The sequence below is a fragment of the Streptomyces sp. genome, from assembly GCF_019510245.1.
GTDB lineage: Bacteria > Actinomycetota > Actinomycetes > Streptomycetales > Streptomycetaceae > Streptomyces.
Map to the genome: position 1 here is coordinate 71,412 of NZ_JAEKKT010000159.1, position 16,083 is coordinate 87,494.

The 16,083-nt window shown below is 72.4% G+C and carries 17 protein-coding genes and 1 pseudogene; 6 read left to right on the plus strand and 12 right to left on the minus strand.

From position 1 onward, the window contains the following. Nucleotides 1-22 precede the first annotated feature (22 nt). From JF597_RS30230 to JF597_RS30240, 3 genes are all read right to left on the minus strand, one after another. Complete coding sequence (locus JF597_RS30230) at nucleotides 23-571, minus strand: hypothetical protein (RefSeq protein ID WP_294002585.1); 549 nt, start codon at nucleotides 569-571, stop codon at nucleotides 23-25. 7 nt (nucleotides 572-578) lie between these two features. Then, entirely contained in the window at nucleotides 579-2,918 is a 2,340-nt protein-coding gene (locus JF597_RS30235) for an FHA domain-containing protein (RefSeq protein ID WP_294002588.1), read from the minus strand. Nucleotides 2,919-2,987: 69 nt separating this feature from the next. Beyond that, on the minus strand, nucleotides 2,988-3,398 hold the full coding sequence (locus tag JF597_RS30240; RefSeq protein ID WP_294002591.1) for a hypothetical protein: 411 nt from the start codon (nucleotides 3,396-3,398) through the stop codon (nucleotides 2,988-2,990). A 310-nt stretch (nucleotides 3,399-3,708) separates the two neighbouring features. Between JF597_RS30240 and JF597_RS30245 the strand changes: the two genes are divergently transcribed. Next, nucleotides 3,709-4,092 carry a nuclear transport factor 2 family protein gene (locus JF597_RS30245; protein ID WP_294002594.1) on the plus strand — a complete coding sequence of 128 codons (384 nt, stop codon included), beginning with the start codon at nucleotides 3,709-3,711 and terminating at the stop codon, nucleotides 4,090-4,092. Nucleotides 4,093-4,168: 76 nt separating this feature from the next. Next, complete coding sequence (locus tag JF597_RS30250; protein ID WP_294002597.1) at nucleotides 4,169-4,456, plus strand: DUF1905 domain-containing protein; 288 nt, start codon at nucleotides 4,169-4,171, stop codon at nucleotides 4,454-4,456. Here the strand turns inward: JF597_RS30250 and mgrA are convergent. Next, entirely contained in the window at nucleotides 4,446-5,438 is a 993-nt protein-coding gene (gene mgrA / locus JF597_RS30255) for an L-glyceraldehyde 3-phosphate reductase (protein WP_294002600.1), read from the minus strand. The two genes, JF597_RS30250 and mgrA, sit on opposite strands and share 11 nt — an antisense overlap. Nucleotides 5,439-5,549: 111 nt before the next feature. On the opposite strand from mgrA, the gene JF597_RS30260 reads away from it, so the two are divergent. Genes JF597_RS30260 through JF597_RS30270 form a run of 3 tightly spaced genes read left to right on the plus strand, consistent with a single transcriptional unit; the run spans nucleotide 5,550 to nucleotide 8,567 of the window. Further along, entirely contained in the window at nucleotides 5,550-6,464 is a 915-nt protein-coding gene (locus JF597_RS30260; RefSeq protein WP_294002603.1) for a LysR substrate-binding domain-containing protein, read from the plus strand. 60 nt (nucleotides 6,465-6,524) lie between these two features. Continuing rightward, a complete protein-coding gene (locus JF597_RS30265) occupies nucleotides 6,525-8,024 on the plus strand; it encodes a carotenoid oxygenase family protein (protein ID WP_294002606.1) in 1,500 nt (499 codons plus the stop codon). A 27-nt stretch (nucleotides 8,025-8,051) separates the two neighbouring features. Next, nucleotides 8,052-8,567, plus strand: a complete 516-nt coding sequence (locus JF597_RS30270; RefSeq protein WP_294002608.1) for a DinB family protein — start codon at nucleotides 8,052-8,054, stop codon at nucleotides 8,565-8,567. On the opposite strand, the gene JF597_RS30275 is transcribed toward JF597_RS30270, so the two are convergent. The 4 genes from JF597_RS30275 to JF597_RS30290 form a co-directional block, all read right to left on the minus strand. Continuing rightward, nucleotides 8,549-9,619, minus strand: a complete 1,071-nt coding sequence (locus JF597_RS30275; protein WP_294002610.1) for an adenosine deaminase — start codon at nucleotides 9,617-9,619, stop codon at nucleotides 8,549-8,551. The two genes, JF597_RS30270 and JF597_RS30275, sit on opposite strands and share 19 nt — an antisense overlap. Nucleotides 9,620-9,656: 37 nt before the next feature. Continuing rightward, nucleotides 9,657-10,049, minus strand: a complete 393-nt coding sequence (locus JF597_RS30280; protein WP_294002612.1) for a VOC family protein — start codon at nucleotides 10,047-10,049, stop codon at nucleotides 9,657-9,659. 203 nt (nucleotides 10,050-10,252) lie between these two features. Then, nucleotides 10,253-11,179, minus strand: coding sequence for a M56 family metallopeptidase (locus JF597_RS30285; RefSeq protein WP_294002615.1), 927 nt, complete (start codon nucleotides 11,177-11,179; stop codon nucleotides 10,253-10,255). Then, the gene (locus tag JF597_RS30290) at nucleotides 11,176-11,559 is read right to left on the minus strand and encodes a BlaI/MecI/CopY family transcriptional regulator (RefSeq protein WP_294002618.1); all 384 of its coding nucleotides are present in this window, start codon (nucleotides 11,557-11,559) and stop codon (nucleotides 11,176-11,178) included. Before JF597_RS30290 ends, JF597_RS30285 begins: the two co-directional genes overlap by 4 nt. Before the next feature lie 196 nt (nucleotides 11,560-11,755). On the opposite strand from JF597_RS30290, the gene JF597_RS30295 reads away from it, so the two are divergent. Beyond that, entirely contained in the window at nucleotides 11,756-12,214 is a 459-nt protein-coding gene (locus JF597_RS30295) for a pyridoxamine 5'-phosphate oxidase family protein (RefSeq protein ID WP_294002621.1), read from the plus strand. A 9-nt stretch (nucleotides 12,215-12,223) separates the two neighbouring features. Here the strand turns inward: JF597_RS30295 and JF597_RS30300 are convergent, their stop codons facing one another. The 4 genes and pseudogenes from JF597_RS30300 to JF597_RS30315 form a co-directional block, all read right to left on the minus strand. Then, complete coding sequence (locus tag JF597_RS30300) at nucleotides 12,224-13,129, minus strand: oxidoreductase (protein WP_294002623.1); 906 nt, start codon at nucleotides 13,127-13,129, stop codon at nucleotides 12,224-12,226. 244 nt (nucleotides 13,130-13,373) lie between these two features. Then, nucleotides 13,374-14,398, minus strand: a pseudogene (locus JF597_RS30305) (aldehyde dehydrogenase family protein). Between the two features lie 137 nt (nucleotides 14,399-14,535). Beyond that, a complete protein-coding gene (locus JF597_RS30310; RefSeq protein ID WP_294002626.1) occupies nucleotides 14,536-15,729 on the minus strand; it encodes an RNA polymerase sigma factor in 1,194 nt (397 codons plus the stop codon). Continuing rightward, nucleotides 15,729-16,079, minus strand: a complete 351-nt coding sequence (locus JF597_RS30315) for a YciI family protein (RefSeq protein ID WP_294002629.1) — start codon at nucleotides 16,077-16,079, stop codon at nucleotides 15,729-15,731. The genes JF597_RS30310 and JF597_RS30315 overlap by 1 nt, the downstream gene beginning before the upstream one ends. Nucleotides 16,080-16,083 lie beyond the last annotated feature (4 nt).

Below are 16,083 nucleotides of genomic sequence, written 5' to 3' on the forward strand. Positions count from 1 at the left end.
GGCACCGCGGCGCCGCCGGGCCTCAGCGGCCGCCGTCGGGCGCGACCACCCGGGTGGGCTCGTGACCGGGGCCGTCGCCGCCCGGGGCGGCGCGGTCGGTGACGTACGTGGACAGCCGCCGCCCGTCGCCGTACAGCCAGCGTCCCTCGGCCGGGTCGTACAGCCACATGGACTCCCCGTCGACCACCACGCCGATGCGCAGCCCGTGCGTACGGCCGCGGAAGGACTCCCCGTCGAGGCCGCCGGCAGCCAGTTCCTCGACGGCGGCCCGGTAGCCGATGAGCGCCTCGGCGGCGTGGGCAAGGAGCGGGCGCGGGTCGGTGGCGTCGGTGGGCGGGCCGCCGGTGACGGGCGGGTCCTGGGGTACGGCGACGAGGTAACGGCCGTCGACCCAGGCGGACCAGCCGTTGGCGCAGCTGATGTGCGCCCAGTCGCCGCGCCGTTCGACGAGCTGGACCGGCAACAGCGGGTCGAGGGGCACGGTGGGCCGGGCCGGGTCGGGCGCCTCCCAGGCGGGCATGCCGTCGCCGGGGACGACATGGGTGGGCCGGAATCCTGGCGTCGTGGTCATCGGTCGCCTACTTCCGCATCACGGCCGGTTCGTGGCGGCGCAGCAGCCGGGACAGCACACAGCCGAAGACGACCGACAGCACCATCAGCATGACCATGTTCCGCAGCCAGACGCCCGCCGAGTGCCGGAACAAGGGGTCGTCGGTGAAGGAGCCGGGCACGATCCGGTGCAGTTCCACGGTGCCGGCCATGGCGCCGAGCGCCCACCGCGAGGGGACCAGCCAGGCGACCTGTTCGAGACCGGGCACACCGTTCAGCTTCAGCAGGGTCCCGCAGAAGACGACCTGGACGACGGTGAGCAGCACCAGCAGCGGCATCGTCACCTCCTCCTTGCGGACCAGCGCGGAGATCAGCAGCCCGAGCATCATGGCGGTGAAGGAGAGCACGGCCACGGCGACGGTGATCTCCAGCAGGGGCGGCATCAGGACCCCGTGGCCGCCGGGCGCGTTGAGGTCGACACCGGCCAGGCCCACCTGGGTGAGCACGATCGCCTGGAGGACGGTGACGGTACCGAGGACGGCGACCTTCGACATCACGTACGCCGGTCTGGACAGGCCGACGGCTCTCTCGCGCTGGTAGATGACGCGTTCCTTGACCAGTTCACGCACCGCGTTGGCCGAGCCGGCCAGCACTCCCCCCACGCACAGGAGGAGCAGCACGTCGGTCGCGGTGTCGACGGTGAGCTTGTGGCCGGCGACGGCCCGGACCATCGCGCCCATGACGAAAGGCAGCCCGATCATGATGGCGAGGAAGGTCCGGTCGGCGGCGAGCGCGGCCGTGTAGCGGCGCACCAGGGTCGAGAACTGGGCGCCCCAGCTGCGCGGCCGCGGCGGCGGGGCGGCGGCCACCGGCCCGGAGTGCGGCACCACCGGCTGCGCGCTGGAGTTCACGATGTACTTGCGGTGGTACGACGAGGCGCTGTACTCCCCCGCCCAGTCCCGGCCGGTGTCCCGCTCGAACGCCTCGAAGGCCTCGGGCCACTCGTCGAACCCGAAGAAGCCGAGGGCGTCGCCGGGCGGCCCGAAGTAGGCGGTCCGGCCGCCCGGTGCGAGGACCAGGAGACGGTCGCAGACGTCGAGGCTGAGGACGCTGTGGGTGACGACGATGACGGTACGGCCGTCGTCGGCGAGGCCGCGCAGCATGTTCATCACCGAGCGGTCCATCCCGGGGTCGAGCCCTGAGGTCGGCTCGTCCAGGAAGAGCAGGGAGGGCTTGGTCAGCAGTTCCAGGGCGACGCTGACCCGCTTGCGCTGCCCGCCGGAGAGGCTGTGCACGGGCTGCTCGGCGCGCTGTTCGAGGCCCAGTTCCCGGATGACCTCGTCCACCCGCTGTCGGCGCTCGGCCTTCGCGGTGTCCTCGGGGAAGCGCAGTTCGGCGGCGTAGGTCAGGGCGCTGCGCACGGTCAGCTGGACGTGCAGGATGTCGTCCTGCGGGACGAGCCCGATGCGCTGGCGCAGTTCGGCGTAGTCGCGGTAGAGGTCGCGGCCGTCGTAGAGGACGGTGCCTTGCTCGGCGGGGCGCTGGCCGGTGAGGGCGTTGAGCAGGGTGGACTTGCCGGCCCCGCTCGGCCCGACCACGGCGAGCAGGGACTTCTCCCCCACCGGGAAGGAGACGTGGTCCAGCAGGATCCTGCGGCCGTGGTCGACGGCGACGGTCAGTTCCTGGACGTCGAGGGAGACCTCGCCGGTGTCGACGTACTCCTGGAGCCGGCCGTCGACCAGGCAGAACGCGGAGTGGCCGATGCCGACGACGTCCCGGGGGCCGAGCAGGGCGCGGGTGACGGCGCGGCCGTTGAGGTAGGTGCCGTTGTGGCTGTCGAGGTCGACGATCTCGTGGCTGCCGTCGGGGTCGGCGCGCAGTTCGGCGTGGTGGCGGGAGACGGTCAGGTCGTCGACGACGATGTCGTTGCCGGTGGCGCGGCCGATGCGGACCGTGCGGGCCGGGAGCGGCCGTACCGAGGAGGGCTGCCGGAAGGTGCCGGTCCGGGCGGGCATGGAGACGGCGGAGGGACGGTCCGCGGCGGGTGCCGGGCGGCCGCTCAGGACGGCGGACGGCCCGTCGGCGGGGCTGCCGAAGCGGATCACCGTGCCCGGTCCTACCTCCCACTCCCGGATGCGGCGGCCGTCGGCGTAGGTGCCGTTGGTGCTCTGCTCGTCCTCCAGCGTCCAGTGACCGTCGTCGGGCCGCAGCACCGCGTGGTGCCAGGAGACCCGGGCATCGTCGATGACGATGTCGCTCAACGGGTCCCGCCCGACGTGGTAGTCGCGGCCCGGGCTCATCACCGTGGATCCCGTGTCGGTCTCCAGGACGAGTTCGGGCGCCGTCGAGGCGACCGGCCGCTCCGCCATGGCAAGAATTCTACCGATCCGCCCCCTTCTGTGCCTGGTCACCGCCGCGCGGGCGGCGGCTGTCACGGGTCAGGCGACGGGGACGACGAGGGCCGGGATGGTGCGCTGCATCCGCAGGGCGTCGATGGACTCGGCGAGCAGTTCGTACTCCGTGGTGTCGTCCTGGAGCGCGATCCGCACCAACCGCCCGTCGGCCAGTTCGTCGGCGACCAGTTCCTGCCGGGCCGCGTCGGCGCACCAGGCGCGCAGCAGGCCGGGTACATCAGAGACGGTCTCCGCGACCGGCACGAGTGATCCCTGCGGGAATCTGGGGTTCTCGGGTAAGGGGTCGAGGCGTTCCGCGATCCAGGAGGCCCGGTCCCGTAACCACCACAGCGCCAGTGCCAGGGTCGGCGCACGGTAGGTGCCGAGCGGAACGCCGATGCGTTGCCCGCCGCACATGCCGTATGCCGTGACATGGCACAGGAATTCGTCGTGCACGATCACTCCCCCGTAGCTCGCCGGTGTGCCGTCGCGGCCGGGTTTCCGTGCGGCTCCTGTGCGGTGAAGTGCTCCTGGCATTCGAGTATGTTCACTTTCGAAACACTGTCACCACACCTTTCCGGCCAGTCTCTTGGCATATTCGCGCTGCGAATTGGCCGAAATGCGCGAGGTGCACCGGTCGGCCTTCATTACCCGAGGGGTAATCGACCCGTCACGCGGACCGGGGCAGAGTGGTGTCCACGGATCGCCGCACACCGCGATCCACCCTCTGACCAGCAGTGCCGACCTCGATGGAGGCTGATTCGCCATGTCCGTGAACACCGACCGTTACCAGACCGCCGCCGCCCGCTACTTCGAGGCCTGGAACGCCACCGAGCCGGAGGCGCTGGGCAAGGCGGTCGCCGAGGCCTGGGCTCCGGAGGGCAGCTACACCGACCCGCTCGCGGATGTCACCGGACATGCGCAGATCACGGCCGTGATCGCGGCGGTGCATGAGCAGTTCCCCGGTTTCGTGTTCCGTCCGCTCGGGGTGGTCGACGGCCACCATGACACGGCCCGCTTCGGCTGGGAGCTGGTGAACGAGGCGGAGGGGTCGGCTCCGGTGGCCGGTTTTGACGTGGTCACGCTCAGTGAGGACGGCCGGGTCCTCCGGGTACTGGGCTTCCTGGACCGGGTTCCGGCCGGGGCGTGAACCGCCGCCGGCGATGAGTTCCGCCGCTCGCGGCGGTCTTCTCGACGAGGGAGACCACCGCGAGCGGAGGACCGTCATGAGTACGACCGCCCATCTGGACGTGGAGTTCACCGCCGTGCTGCGCCGCAGCCCCGCCAGGGGCGGCTGGACCTACGTGGTCTGGCCCGAGTCCGCCGTGTTCTTCGGCACCCTGGGGCTCGTCAGGGTCCGCGGCACGGTCGACGGGCACCCGTTCCGCAGTTCCTTCATGGCCCTCGGCCACGGCACGCACAAGCTGCCCGTGCGGGCCGACGTCCGCAGGGCGATCGGAAAGGGTGAGGGGGACGCGGTGTGCGTCCGCCTCACCGAACGGATCAGCGGTTGATGATCGCGTCGATCCGGGCCAGCTCGTCCGCGTCGAAGTCGAGGTTCCCGATCGCGCCGACGCAGTCCTCGACCTGCTGCGGGCTGCTCGCACCGATCAGCGCCGAGGTCACCCGGCCGCCGCGCAGCACCCAGGACAGGGCGAACTGGGCCAGGGTCTGGCCGCGGCCCTTGGCGACCTCGTCGAGGTCGCGCAGCTGGGCGACGAGGTCCGCGGTGACCTCGTCCGAGTTCAGGAACGGGCTGTCGCTCGCGGCCCGCGACCCCTCGGGGATGCCGTCGAGGTAGCGGCCGGTGAGCAGACCCTGCTCCAGCGGGGAGAAGACGATGGAGCCGACCTGGAGCTCGTCGAGAGCGTCCAGGAGGCCCTCGCTCTCCGGACGGCGGTCCAGCATCGAGTAGCGCGGCTGATGGATGAGGAGCGGGGTGCCGAGCTCACCGAGGATCCGGGCGGCCTCTCGGGTCTGCTCCGCCGAGTAGTTGGAGATGCCGACGTAGAGCGCCTTGCCCTGCTGGACCGCCGAGTGCAGGGCACCCATCGTCTCCTCCAGGGGTGTCTCCGGGTCCGGGCGGTGCGAGTAGAAGATGTCGACGTAGTCCAGGCCCATCCGGGTCAGGGACTGGTCCAGCGAGGACAGCAGGTACTTGCGCGAACCCCACTCGCCGTACGGGCCGGACCACATCAGGTAGCCGGCCTTGGTGGAGATGACGAGCTCGTCGCGGTAGGCCGCGAAGTCCGCCCTGAGGGCCTCGCCGAACGCGGACTCGGCGGCGCCGGGCGGCGGGCCGTAGTTGTTGGCGAGGTCGAAGTGGGTGACACCGAGGTCGAAGGCGCGGCGCAGGATGGCACGCTGGGTCGTCACGGGCCGGTCGGGCCCGAAGTTGTGCCACAGGCCGAGCGACAGCGCGGGGAGCTTCAGGCCGCTGCGGCCGCTGCGGCGGTACGGCATGTCGGCGTAGCGGTCGGGGTGTGCGGTGTACAACGCGACTCCAGAGGGGTTGCCACAGGATCTACCGGTTCCACTCTTTCCCGAGCGGCGGGCAGCGGTCCAACAGGAGAATCCGATGGAATTGTGCGGATAGGCTTCTCAATCATGGAACTGCGCCACCTCCAGCATTTCGTCGCCGTCGCCGAGGACCAGCACTTCACCCGGGCTGCGGAGCGGCTGATGGTGTCCCAGTCGGGCCTGTCGGCGTCGATCCGGGCCCTGGAGCGGGAGCTGCGGGCACCGCTGTTCGTGCGGACCACCCGCCGGGTGACGCTGACCGAGGCGGGCCGGGCGCTGCTCGGCGAGGCGGAGCGGATCCTCGCCCAGGTGCGCTCGGCGCACGAGGCGGTTGCGGCGGTGCAGGGCGTGCTGCGCGGGACGCTGGCGCTGGGCACCGAGCAGTGCATCGCCGGGGTGCACGTGGCCGGGCTGCTCGCCGCGTTCCGGCGCCGCCACCCGGACGTGGAGATCCGGCTGCGGCAGGCCGGTTCGGGCGCGCTCGCCGAGGAGGTGGCGGCGGGCCGGCTCGACCTGGCCTTCGCCTACCGCACCCAGGACGACACCGACCAGCTGCGCTCGGTGTCCCTGACCGGCGAGCCGATGACCGTGCTGTGCCATCCCAGCCACCGGCTGGCGACGGCCGGCGCGGCCGTGACCCCCGAGGACCTCGGCGGCGAGGTGTTCGTCGACTTCCACCCGGACTGGGGCCCGCGCCGCACGACCGACGCGGCCTTCGCCTCGGCGGGCGTGCGGCGCACGGTCGCCCTTGAGGTCAACGACGTGCACAGCCTCCTCGACCTGGTCGACGAGAACCTCGGCATCGCCGTCGCACCCCGCCACTTCCGCCACAAGCGCCCCGCGCTGGCCGCGCTCGCGCTCAAGGACACGGACGAGACGGCCTACGAGACGGTCGCCCTGCTGCCGCCCGAGACGGCCACCAGCCCGGCGGCCCGGGCGCTGATCACCCTGCTCGAAACAGGGGGTCTGGCAACACCCCCGGACGGGGCCTGCCCCTCCTGACCCGGGCTGCCCGCCGCCGCAGACTCGTGGATGTCCACGACGACGAGGGGGAGTACCCAGATGGCGGAACACACACGGCGTACGGTCCTGCGCGGGGCGGCGGGCATCGCGGTGGCGGGCGCGCTGACGGGCACGACGGCCCGTCCGGCGGAGGCAGCGGCAGCCGCAGCCGCCGCGCATGCGACGGACCGTCACCATCCCTTCCTGGAGGGTGCGTTCGCTCCGGTCACCGAGGAACTCACGGCCTTCGACCTGCCGGTCACCGGCCGTGTCCCGAGCGACCTGAACGGTCGTTACCTGCGCAACGGGCCGAACGTGCTGGGCCTGGAGGATCCGCGCGCCCACCACTGGATGCTGGGCGAGGGCATGGTCCACGGGGTGCGGCTGCGCGACGGCCGCGCCGAGTGGTATCGCAACCGCTGGGTGCGCTCCTCACAGGTGGCGGCGGAGCTCGGCGAGACCCGCTCCGGGCCGGTCCCGCCGGACGACTTCGCCTGCAACACCCATGTCGTCCCCTACCGGGGACGCATCCTCGCGCTCCAGGAGAGCGGCCCGCTGCCGTACGAACTCGACGGCGAACTCAACACCGTGGGCACCTACGACTTCCGGGGCACCCTGGAGGGCGCGTTCACCGCGCACACCAAGTACGACGCGCACGCGGACGAGTTGCACGCGATCGCCTACTACCCGACCTGGGACCATGTCCGGCACCTGGTCGTGAACCCGAGCGGCCGGCTCGCCCGCACCACCCGGATCCCGGTCCGGGACGCGCCGATGATGCACGACTTCGCGCTCACCGAGAGGCACGTGGTCGTCTTCGACGTCCCGGTCACCTTCGACGCGGCGGCCGCCGGGGCGGGCGCGCCGGTGCCGTACGTCTGGAACCGTGATCACCCCGCGCGGGTGGGCGTGATGCCACGCTCCGGGGGCGCCGTCCGGTGGTTCGGCGTCGACCCGGTCTTCTACTCGCACACCCTCAACGCGTACGACGAGGGCGGCTCCGTGGTGATCGACCTGACGACGTATCCGGCACCGTTCGAGGTCGCGGGCGCCACCACCGACGGACCGCACGCGGTGGGCACCGCGAAGCTGGAGCGCTGGACGGTCGACCTGCGCCGCGGCCAGGTCCGCAGGCGCACGCTCGACGACCGGCCGCAGGAGTTCCCGCGGGTCAACGAGGAGTTGGTGTCCCGCCGGCACCGCTACGGCTACTCGGCGGCGGCCGCCGAGATGTCCCTCGCCTATCTGGCCGGCGACGGCAACCCGCCCGACCGCGCCTTCTCCAACGCCCTCTTCAAGCACGACCTTGCGCGCGGCACGGCCGAGGTGCACCGGCTGCCGAGGGGCGCGGCGGCGGGTGAGGCGGTGTTCGTGCCGAGCGAACACGGGCGCCGGGAGGACGAGGGGTACGCGATCGCCTACGTCCACAACCCGGACCGGGGCGCCGCCGACCTGCTGGTCCTCGCCGCACAGGACTTCACCGGCGAGCCGCTGGCCAGGGTGCACCTGCCGGGCCGGGTGCCGCTGGGCTTCCACGGAAGCTGGATTCCTGACGCATGACGACCGGCGATGAGCGATCGTGGTCGTATGCATGCAAGGGACATTCTCATCGACGGCTTCGGCCGCATCCAGGAAGAAGTCCATGCCGCCCTCGACGGCGCCGGCCCCGACCTGCTCAACAAGCGCCCTGCCACCGATTCCAACTCCATCACCTGGCTGGTCTGGCACCTCACCCGGATCCAGGACGACCACGTCGCCGACGCCTTCGACCTCGACCAGGTGTGGCTGACCCAGGGCTGGGAGAAGCGTTTCGGCCTCGACCTGCCACCCCGTGACCACGGGTACGGCCATACGCCGGCCGACGTGGCGAAGGTGACGGTGGACTCCGGCGACCTGCTGACCGGCTACTACGACGCGGTGCACGAGCAGACCCTCAAGGTGCTGCGCGAGCTCCCGGCCAAGGACCTCGAACGGATCGTCGACACCCGCTTCGATCCGCCGGTGACGCTGGGCGTGCGGCTGGTGAGCGTCCTGTCCGACGACCTGCAGCACGCCGGACAGGCCGCCTATCTGCGGGGGCTGCTTCAGAGCGCGGAGGCGTAACCCGGCAGGACGACGTCCTCGACGATGGCCCTGCGCTCGTCGAACGGGATGAACGCGCTCTTCAGGGCGTTCACCGTGACCGTGCGCAGGTCCGCCACCGTCCAGTTCGCCTCCTCGACCAGCAAGGACATCTCCCGGGTCATCGTCGTCCCCGAGACCAGCCGGTTGTCGGTGTTGAGGGTGACCCGGAAGCCCAGCTCCTTCAGCGCGGTGATGGGGTGCTCGGCGACGGAGGCGGCACAGCTGGTCTGGAGGTTCGAGGTGGGGCACATCTCCAGGGCGATCCGGCGGTCGCGCACCCAGCTCGCCAGGCGGCCGAGCTTGCCGTCGACGATGTCCTCGGTGATGCGGACACCGTGCCCGATGCGCTGGGCTCCGCACACCTGGACCGCCTGGTGGATGCTGGGCAGGCCGAACGCCTCACCGGCATGGATGGTGAACGGCACGCTCTCGCGGCGCAGGTACTCGAAGGCGGCGAGGTGGTCGGCGGCCGGGAAGCCGTCCTCGGCGCCGGCGATGTCGAAGCCGACGACACCGGCGTCCCGGTAGGCGACGGCCAGCCCGGCGGCCTCGGCGACCCGGTCGAACATCCGCATCCCGCAGAGCAGGGTGCCGACGCGGACGGGCGTGCCCGCGGCGGCGGCCTTCGCCATACCGGCGGCGAGCCCCTCCTGCACGCTCTCGACGACCTCGTTCAGCGTGAGGCCGCCCTTGGTGTTCAGCTCCGGCGCGTAGCGCACCTCGCCGTAGACGACACCGTCGGCGGCCAGGTCGAGGACGTACTCCTCGGCGACCCGGCGCAGTCCCTCCTTGGTCTGCATGACGGCGAGGGTGTGCTCGAAGGTGGCTATGTAGCGGACCAGGTCACCGGAGTTCGCGGCCTCGAAGTACCAGGCGGCCAGCTCGTCGGGGTCGGTGGTGGGCAGGGTGTGACCTGCCTCGGCCGCGAGCTCGACGAGGGTGGCGGGGCGCAGGCCGCCGTCGAGGTGGTCGTGCAGGACGGCCTTGGGGAGGCGGCGGATCACGTCTGCGTCTACGCGCGTAGCAGTCATGGTGGAGCTGTCCTCGGCAGGTGGTTCGGGTGGTCGGTCAGGCGGCGGGCTGGAGCAGGTCCCAGCGGTTTCCGTAGAGGTCCTGGAAGACGGCGACGCTGCCGTAGGGCTCGTGCCGCGGCTCCTCCAGGAAGGTCACGCCGGCGGCGGTCATCCGGGCGTGGTCGCGGGCGAAGTCGTCGGTGTGCAGGAAGAAGCCGACCCGGCCGCCCGTCTGGTCGCCGAGGCGGGCGCGCTGGTCCGCGTCCTTGGCGCGGGCGAGCAGCAGTCCGGTGCCGTGTCCCTCCCCGCCGGGCGCCACGACGACCCAGCGGGAACCGTCCGGGCGGGGCGCGTCCTCGACGAGCCGGAACCCGAGGGCCTCGGTGTAGAAGCGGATCGCCTCGTCGTAGTCGCCGACGACAAGGGTGACCAGGGCGACGCGTCGCATGGGGGCCTTTCGATGGAGCGGTTAGCGGGAGAGGTTATACGTAAAACTCCCGGGATGCCAATCTTCCTCTTCCGAGCGCAACTCCTTGGGGGACGCCCGCTGAAGCGCCCCTCCAGGGGCGCTGGGGGTACCCCCGGCCGAAGGCTGGGGGAGGAACTTCGCGACCAGCCACGGCGCACCCGCACCCGAGAACCGGCCGCCCCCTACCGCTCCGTCTCCCCCTGCGCGACCTCCACGCGATGATGGAAGTCGACCATGCCGGTCGCGGAGGCGACACACGACAACCCCGCGCAGGCCACCAGCAGCGCCGCCACCCACGCCCCGGCCCGTCGCCGTCCGCGCGGCGCCAGCAGCGCCTCGACCCGCTGCGGCACCGGCCCGGACGCGGCGCCGGACACGAACGCCGGCCGCTCGGCCGCGGCGCCCTGTCCCGCCAGCGCGGCCCGGGCGATCGCGCGGGCGGTCAGGCGCCGGTCCCCCACCGCACTCGCCGCGGCCTCGTCGGCGGACCGCTCCACGGCCAGCCGGACGACGTCCCGGACCCGCCGCAGCGCCGGGTGGCAGTGCGCGGCGAGCTCTGCCGCGGCGAGGAAGAAGTGGTGGCCGCCCGTGTTGTGCGCCCGTTCGTGGGCGAACAGCGCCTCCCGCTCGGCTCCGTCGAGGCTGCGCAGCATTCCGGTGGTGACGACGATCCGGTGCGGACGTCCGGGCAGCGCGTAGGCGTCCGGGCACGGCGAGTCGACCACGCACAGGTCGCCCACCGCGGGCCGGCGTCCCGCCTCCGTACGGGCCGCGCGGAAGGCACGGGTCTGCCGGAGCACCGTCCGGGCGAGGGTCCCGGCGCACACGGCGAGGCCGCCGACCGAGAGCGCCGTGAGCGGCAGGACGTACTGGTCGGAGGCGGTGTGCAGGGGCTGGACCAGCTCACCGAGCGCCGCGAAGAACGGCAGCTTGAGGAGCCCGGTGAGGAAGAACGCGCCGAGCGCGGCCAGGCAGCAGCCCGCGAGGGCGACGGCCGAGGTGGTGATCACCCAGAGCGCTGTGCCGGGCGCCAGCCGGTCGAGGGCCCGCCGGGACAGCGCCGGCAGCGCGAACGGCACCAGCAGGGGCAGGAGCAGCAGCGCGGTCATGACGGACCGGGTTGCTCGCCGGGTTCGAGCAGGGTCCGCAGCACGCGCTCGTCGTCGGGGCTGAGCTGGGCGACGAAGCGGGCGAGCACGGTCTCCCGGTCGCTGTCCCGGTCGAGTTCGGTGTGCATCCGTTTCGCGGTGAGGCCCTGGGCGTCCTGGACGGGGACGTAGGCGTAGCCACGCCCCTGGCGGTGCCGTTCGACCACGCCCTTATCGTGCAGCCGGGTGAGGATCGTGGTCACGGTCGTGCGGGCCAGGTCGGTGCCGAGGCTCCGCTGCACCTGTCCGGGGGTCTGGGGCGCGCCCGCGGCCCAGAGAGCTGCCATGACGCTCGCCTCCAGTTCGCCGGCGGGCCGGCGTTCGTCCTTCCCGTCGGCCATGGAAGGTTCCTCCCCCCTTCTTCGTCCTCGGTCAGCAGACCGTCTACGGCAGTGTAGTCAGCCCCGCAGCGGCCGGCGGCCGTGAATCCATTATGGGGAGGCCGTCGCGGGCCGGGGACCGTCCCAGTGGGCGGTACCGGAGACCTAGGACGCGGGGCCGAGGCGCGGAGCGGGCACGGCCGGTAGTTTCGCGGCCATGAAGATCACGAACCCGGCCCGTTCCCCCGGCCAGCGCAAGCAGGACGTACTCGCGCGTCTGGAACGGGAGACGGACGTCTGGGTGGCCACGGCGGACGGCGGCGGGCTGCCGTGTCTCGTCCCGCTCTGGTTCGTCTGGCACGCGGACGCGGTGTGGCTGTCCACCCGGCTCACCAACCCGACCGGCCGCAATCTGCGGGACGGCGGCCGGGTCCGGCTCGCGCTCGGCGACACCCAGGACGTCGTGCTGCTCGACGGCGAGGTGAGCGTCTGGTCCCCGGCCGACGTGCCGGAGGCGGCTGCCGGGGCGCTGCGGGCGAAGACGGGCTGGGACCCGCGCGGGGACAGCCCGTCGTACGCGTTCTTCCGGATCCTGCCGTACGCGGTGCAGGCCTGGCGCGGGACGCTCGAACTGCGTGGCCGGCATCTGATGCGGGACGGGGTGTGGGCGGTCTGAGCCGGACCGTCAGCCGGCCCTGGTGTGCAGGGCGTCCAGCCGGGTCAGCTCGTCTTCGGTGAGCCGGACGGCGCCGGCCGCCACGTTCTCGGCGAGGTGGTCCGGGTTGCCGGTGCCGGGGATGGCGAGGACGTGCGGGCCCTGGTGCAGGGTCCAGGCGAGGCGGATCTGGGCGGGGGTGGCGCCGTGGGCGCGGGCGACGGCGAGCACCTCGTCGTCGTGGCTCGCGGTGGCGCCGAGCGCCCCGGCGTCGCCCGCGACGGCGAAGAACGGTACGAAGGCGATGCCCCGTTCGCCGCAGATGCGCACGAGCTCGTCGGTGGCCGGGTTCGCCGCGTCGAGTCCCCAGCGGTTCTGCACGCACACCACCGGGGCGATGGCCTGCGCCTCGTCGAGATGGCGTGGTTCGACGTCGGAGACGCCGAGGTGCCGGACCAGCCCGGCCTCGCGCAGTTCGGCGAGGGCGCCGAAGTGCTCGGCGATCGAGTCCTGGCCCATCCGGCGGAGGTTGACGACGTCGAGGTAGTCGCGGCCGAGCTGGCGCAGGTTCTCCTCGACCTGTCCGCGCAGCTGGTCGGGGCGGGCGGAGGTGACCCACTCCCCGTCATGGTCCCGGTGGGTGCCGACCTTGGTGACGATGACCAGGCCGTCGGGGTACGGGGCCAGGGCGGTGTTGATGAGTTCGTTGGCGGAGCGCAGGGCGGAGAAGTAGAAGGCCGCCGTGTCGATGTGGTTCACGCCGAGCTCGACGGCCTTGCGCAGGACGGCGATCGAGCGGGCTCGGTCGCTCGGGGTGCCGTGGTGGAAGGCGGCGCTGCCCGTCAGCCGCATCGCGCCGAAGCCGAGGCGGTGGACGGGCAGGTCGCCGAGTTTCCAGGTGCCGGAGGCGTCCGCGGTGATCGTTTCGGAGGTCATCGACGGAGTCTGGCACACGATCCTTACGGCCGGGTCGGCAAGACAGTTGCCGCTCGCGCGGACGCCGAGGATCTGGGACTCCAGGGAGCCGTTGACGCGGCCGCGCCCCTCGATGGGGTGCGGCCGCGGTGGGGGGTGTGAGGCACACTCAACTGCTTTGGTCTGTACCAGTCAAGGGTGTAGACCAGTCGACCGGCCTCCCGCGGGGAAACGGCACCGACCGGGGCCCGGCCGGTGAGGAGGTTCAGCTCAGGGGCTTGGCGAGGATCGCCTTGCGGTGGCTGAACGTCTCGATGGAGTAGCGGCCGTGGTAGCTGCCCATGCCGCTCTCCCCCACCCCGCCGAACGGCAGGTCGGAGACGGTGAGGTGGGCGAGCGGCAGGCCGTGCCCGAGGGCGCCGGAGGAGGTCTCGGCGGCGATCCGCTCCCGGGTGTCGTCGGACTCGCTGAACACGTAGAGCGCGAGGGGCTTGTCGCGGTCGTTGACGAAGCCGATCGCGCCGTCGAGGTCCGGGACGGTCACGATGGGCAGGATCGGGCCGAAGATCTCCTCCTGCATCACGGGGGACTCCGGGTCGACATCGGCGAGCACGGTGGGCGCGATGTACCTGGCGGCCCGGTCGGTGTCGCCACCGACCGCCACCCGGCCCGAGCCGAGCAGTGCGCTGAGCCGGTCGAAGTGGCGCTCGTTGACGATCCGGCCGTACTCGCCGGACTCCTTGGGCTCGCTGCCGAACAGCCCCTGGACGGCCTTGGCCAGGGCGGGCTCCAGGGCCGCGGCGGTCTCCGGGTCGGTCAGGACGTAGTCGGGAGCCACGCAGGTCTGCCCGGGCTGGGCTTGGCGACGACCGCGTTGCCGGCGGCGAGGGCGCCGGCCACGGGGGCGAGCAGCAGCTGGGCCGGGTAGTTCCACGGGGCGATGACGAGGACGACGCCGAGGGGGTCGTACTGCGTCCAGGCGGTCGCGTCGTCGCCCAGGTGCTTCGGGACCGGTGCGGACTCGGGGCGCAGCCACTCCTCCAGGTGGTCGAGGGTGTGGTCGATCTCCCGGACGGTGAAGTCGATCTCCGTGCCGTAGGCCTCGCGGGTGCTCTTGCCCAGGTCCGCGTGGAGGGCCACGGCGATCTCGGCGCCGCGCTCCGTGAGCATGGCGCGCAGCCGGCGGAGCCGGCCGGTGCGCCACTCGACGGGCCTGGTGCGGCCGGTGCGGAAGGTGGCGCGCAGCCGGGCCACGACGTCGGCGGGCTGCTCGGGGGCGGGCTGGTTCACGGATGCCTCACTGGTGGTGCGGATGGGCCTTGCGGCCCGGATCCGGTCTCGACGGTCAGATGTATATTGCAACCTTTCAGCGTCCGAAGTAAATTCCGGCCCGTGGAGCCGGCTGCCGGGACCGCGGCCACACCGTCTCAGCCCGCGAGTCCGCTCCGCCGCCGGACCAGGTGGGCCCGTTCGGGCACGCTGTCGGCCAGCTCGATGGCGGCGTCGTACTCGGCGACCGCCTCGGTGTCCCGGCCGAGGCGGCGCAGCAGGTCGGCACGGACGGCGTGCAGCACGTGGTACCGGTCCAGGTCGAGGGCGTCGACCTGGTCCAGGGCCTCGCCCGGCCCCGAGGTCTCGGCCACCGCGACCGCCCGGTTCAGCGCGACGACGGGGCTCGGGGCGACGGCCATGAGCTGGTCGTACAGGCGCAGGATCTGCCCCCAGTCGGTGGCCTCGGCGGTGGGCGCGTCGCTGTGCACGGCGTTGATCGCGGCCTGGATCTGGTACGGCCCGGGCCTGTTCCGCCGCAGGCACCGCCGGACCAGGTCCTGGCCCTCCCGGACCAGCTCCCGGTCCCACCGTCCACGGTCCTGCTCGTTCAACGGCACCAGCACCCCCGCCGCCGGCTCCCTGGCCGGACGCCTGGCCTCGACGAGCAGCATCAGCGCGAGCAGCCCGGCGGCCTCGGGCTCGTCCGGCATCAGCTCGTACAACAGCCGGCCCAGGCGTACGGCTTCGGCGCACAGCGCGGTATCACCGCCGTACCCCGCGTTGAAGATCAGGTACACGACCGCCAGTACGCCGCCGAGCCGGTCGGGCAGGTCGGCGTCCCTCGGCACCCGGTACGGGATGCCCGCGTCGCGGATCTTGGCCTTGGCCCGGACCAGCCGCTGGGCCAGGGTGGGCTCGGGGACCAGGAAGGCGCGGGCGATCTGCGCGGTACTGAGCCCGCCGAGCAGGCGCAGGGTCAGGGCGACCCGGGACTGGAGGGCGAGTGCGGGGTGGCAGCAGGTGAAGATCAGCCGGAGCCGTTCGTCGCGCACGGGGCCCTCCTCGGCCGGTGCGTCGGGCGCGTACAGCCGGGCGGCCTCGGCCTGCCGCGCGTCCCGGGAGGACTCGCGGCGCAGCCGGTCGAGCGCGCGGTTCCGGGCGGTGGTGATGATCCAGCCGGCCGGGCTCGGCGGCAGTCCGGCGCGCGGCCAGCTGTCCAGCGCGGTGGTGAAGGCGTCCTGGACCGCTTCCTCGGCGAGGTCGATGTCGCCGAGGAAGCGGACGAGGACCGAGACCGCGCGCCCGTACTCGGCACGGAAGGCGGCCTCGACGTCGGCGGGTTCCGCCATCAGTGCTGTCCCATGAAGGGCCGCACCTCGATGGGGAGAGTGGTGGCGAGGGCGGCCTTGCGGCCCCACTCCAGCGCGGCGTCCAGGTCCTCCGCCCGGATCAGGCAGATGCCGCCCAGGTACTCCTTGCCCTCGGCGTAGGGACCGTCGGTGATCAGCACGTCGCCGTCCTTCGGCCGTAGCACGGTGGCCGTCTCCGGGCCGTGCAGACCGTCCGCGAAGACCCAGGCGCCGGCCGCGCGCAGCTCGTCGTGGAACGCCTCGACGTCGCGCACGATCGCGGCGAGCGCTTCGGGCGAGGGCGGGGTGCCGTCGGCCGGCTGGACCACGCTGAGCAGGTAGTGCTTCATCTCG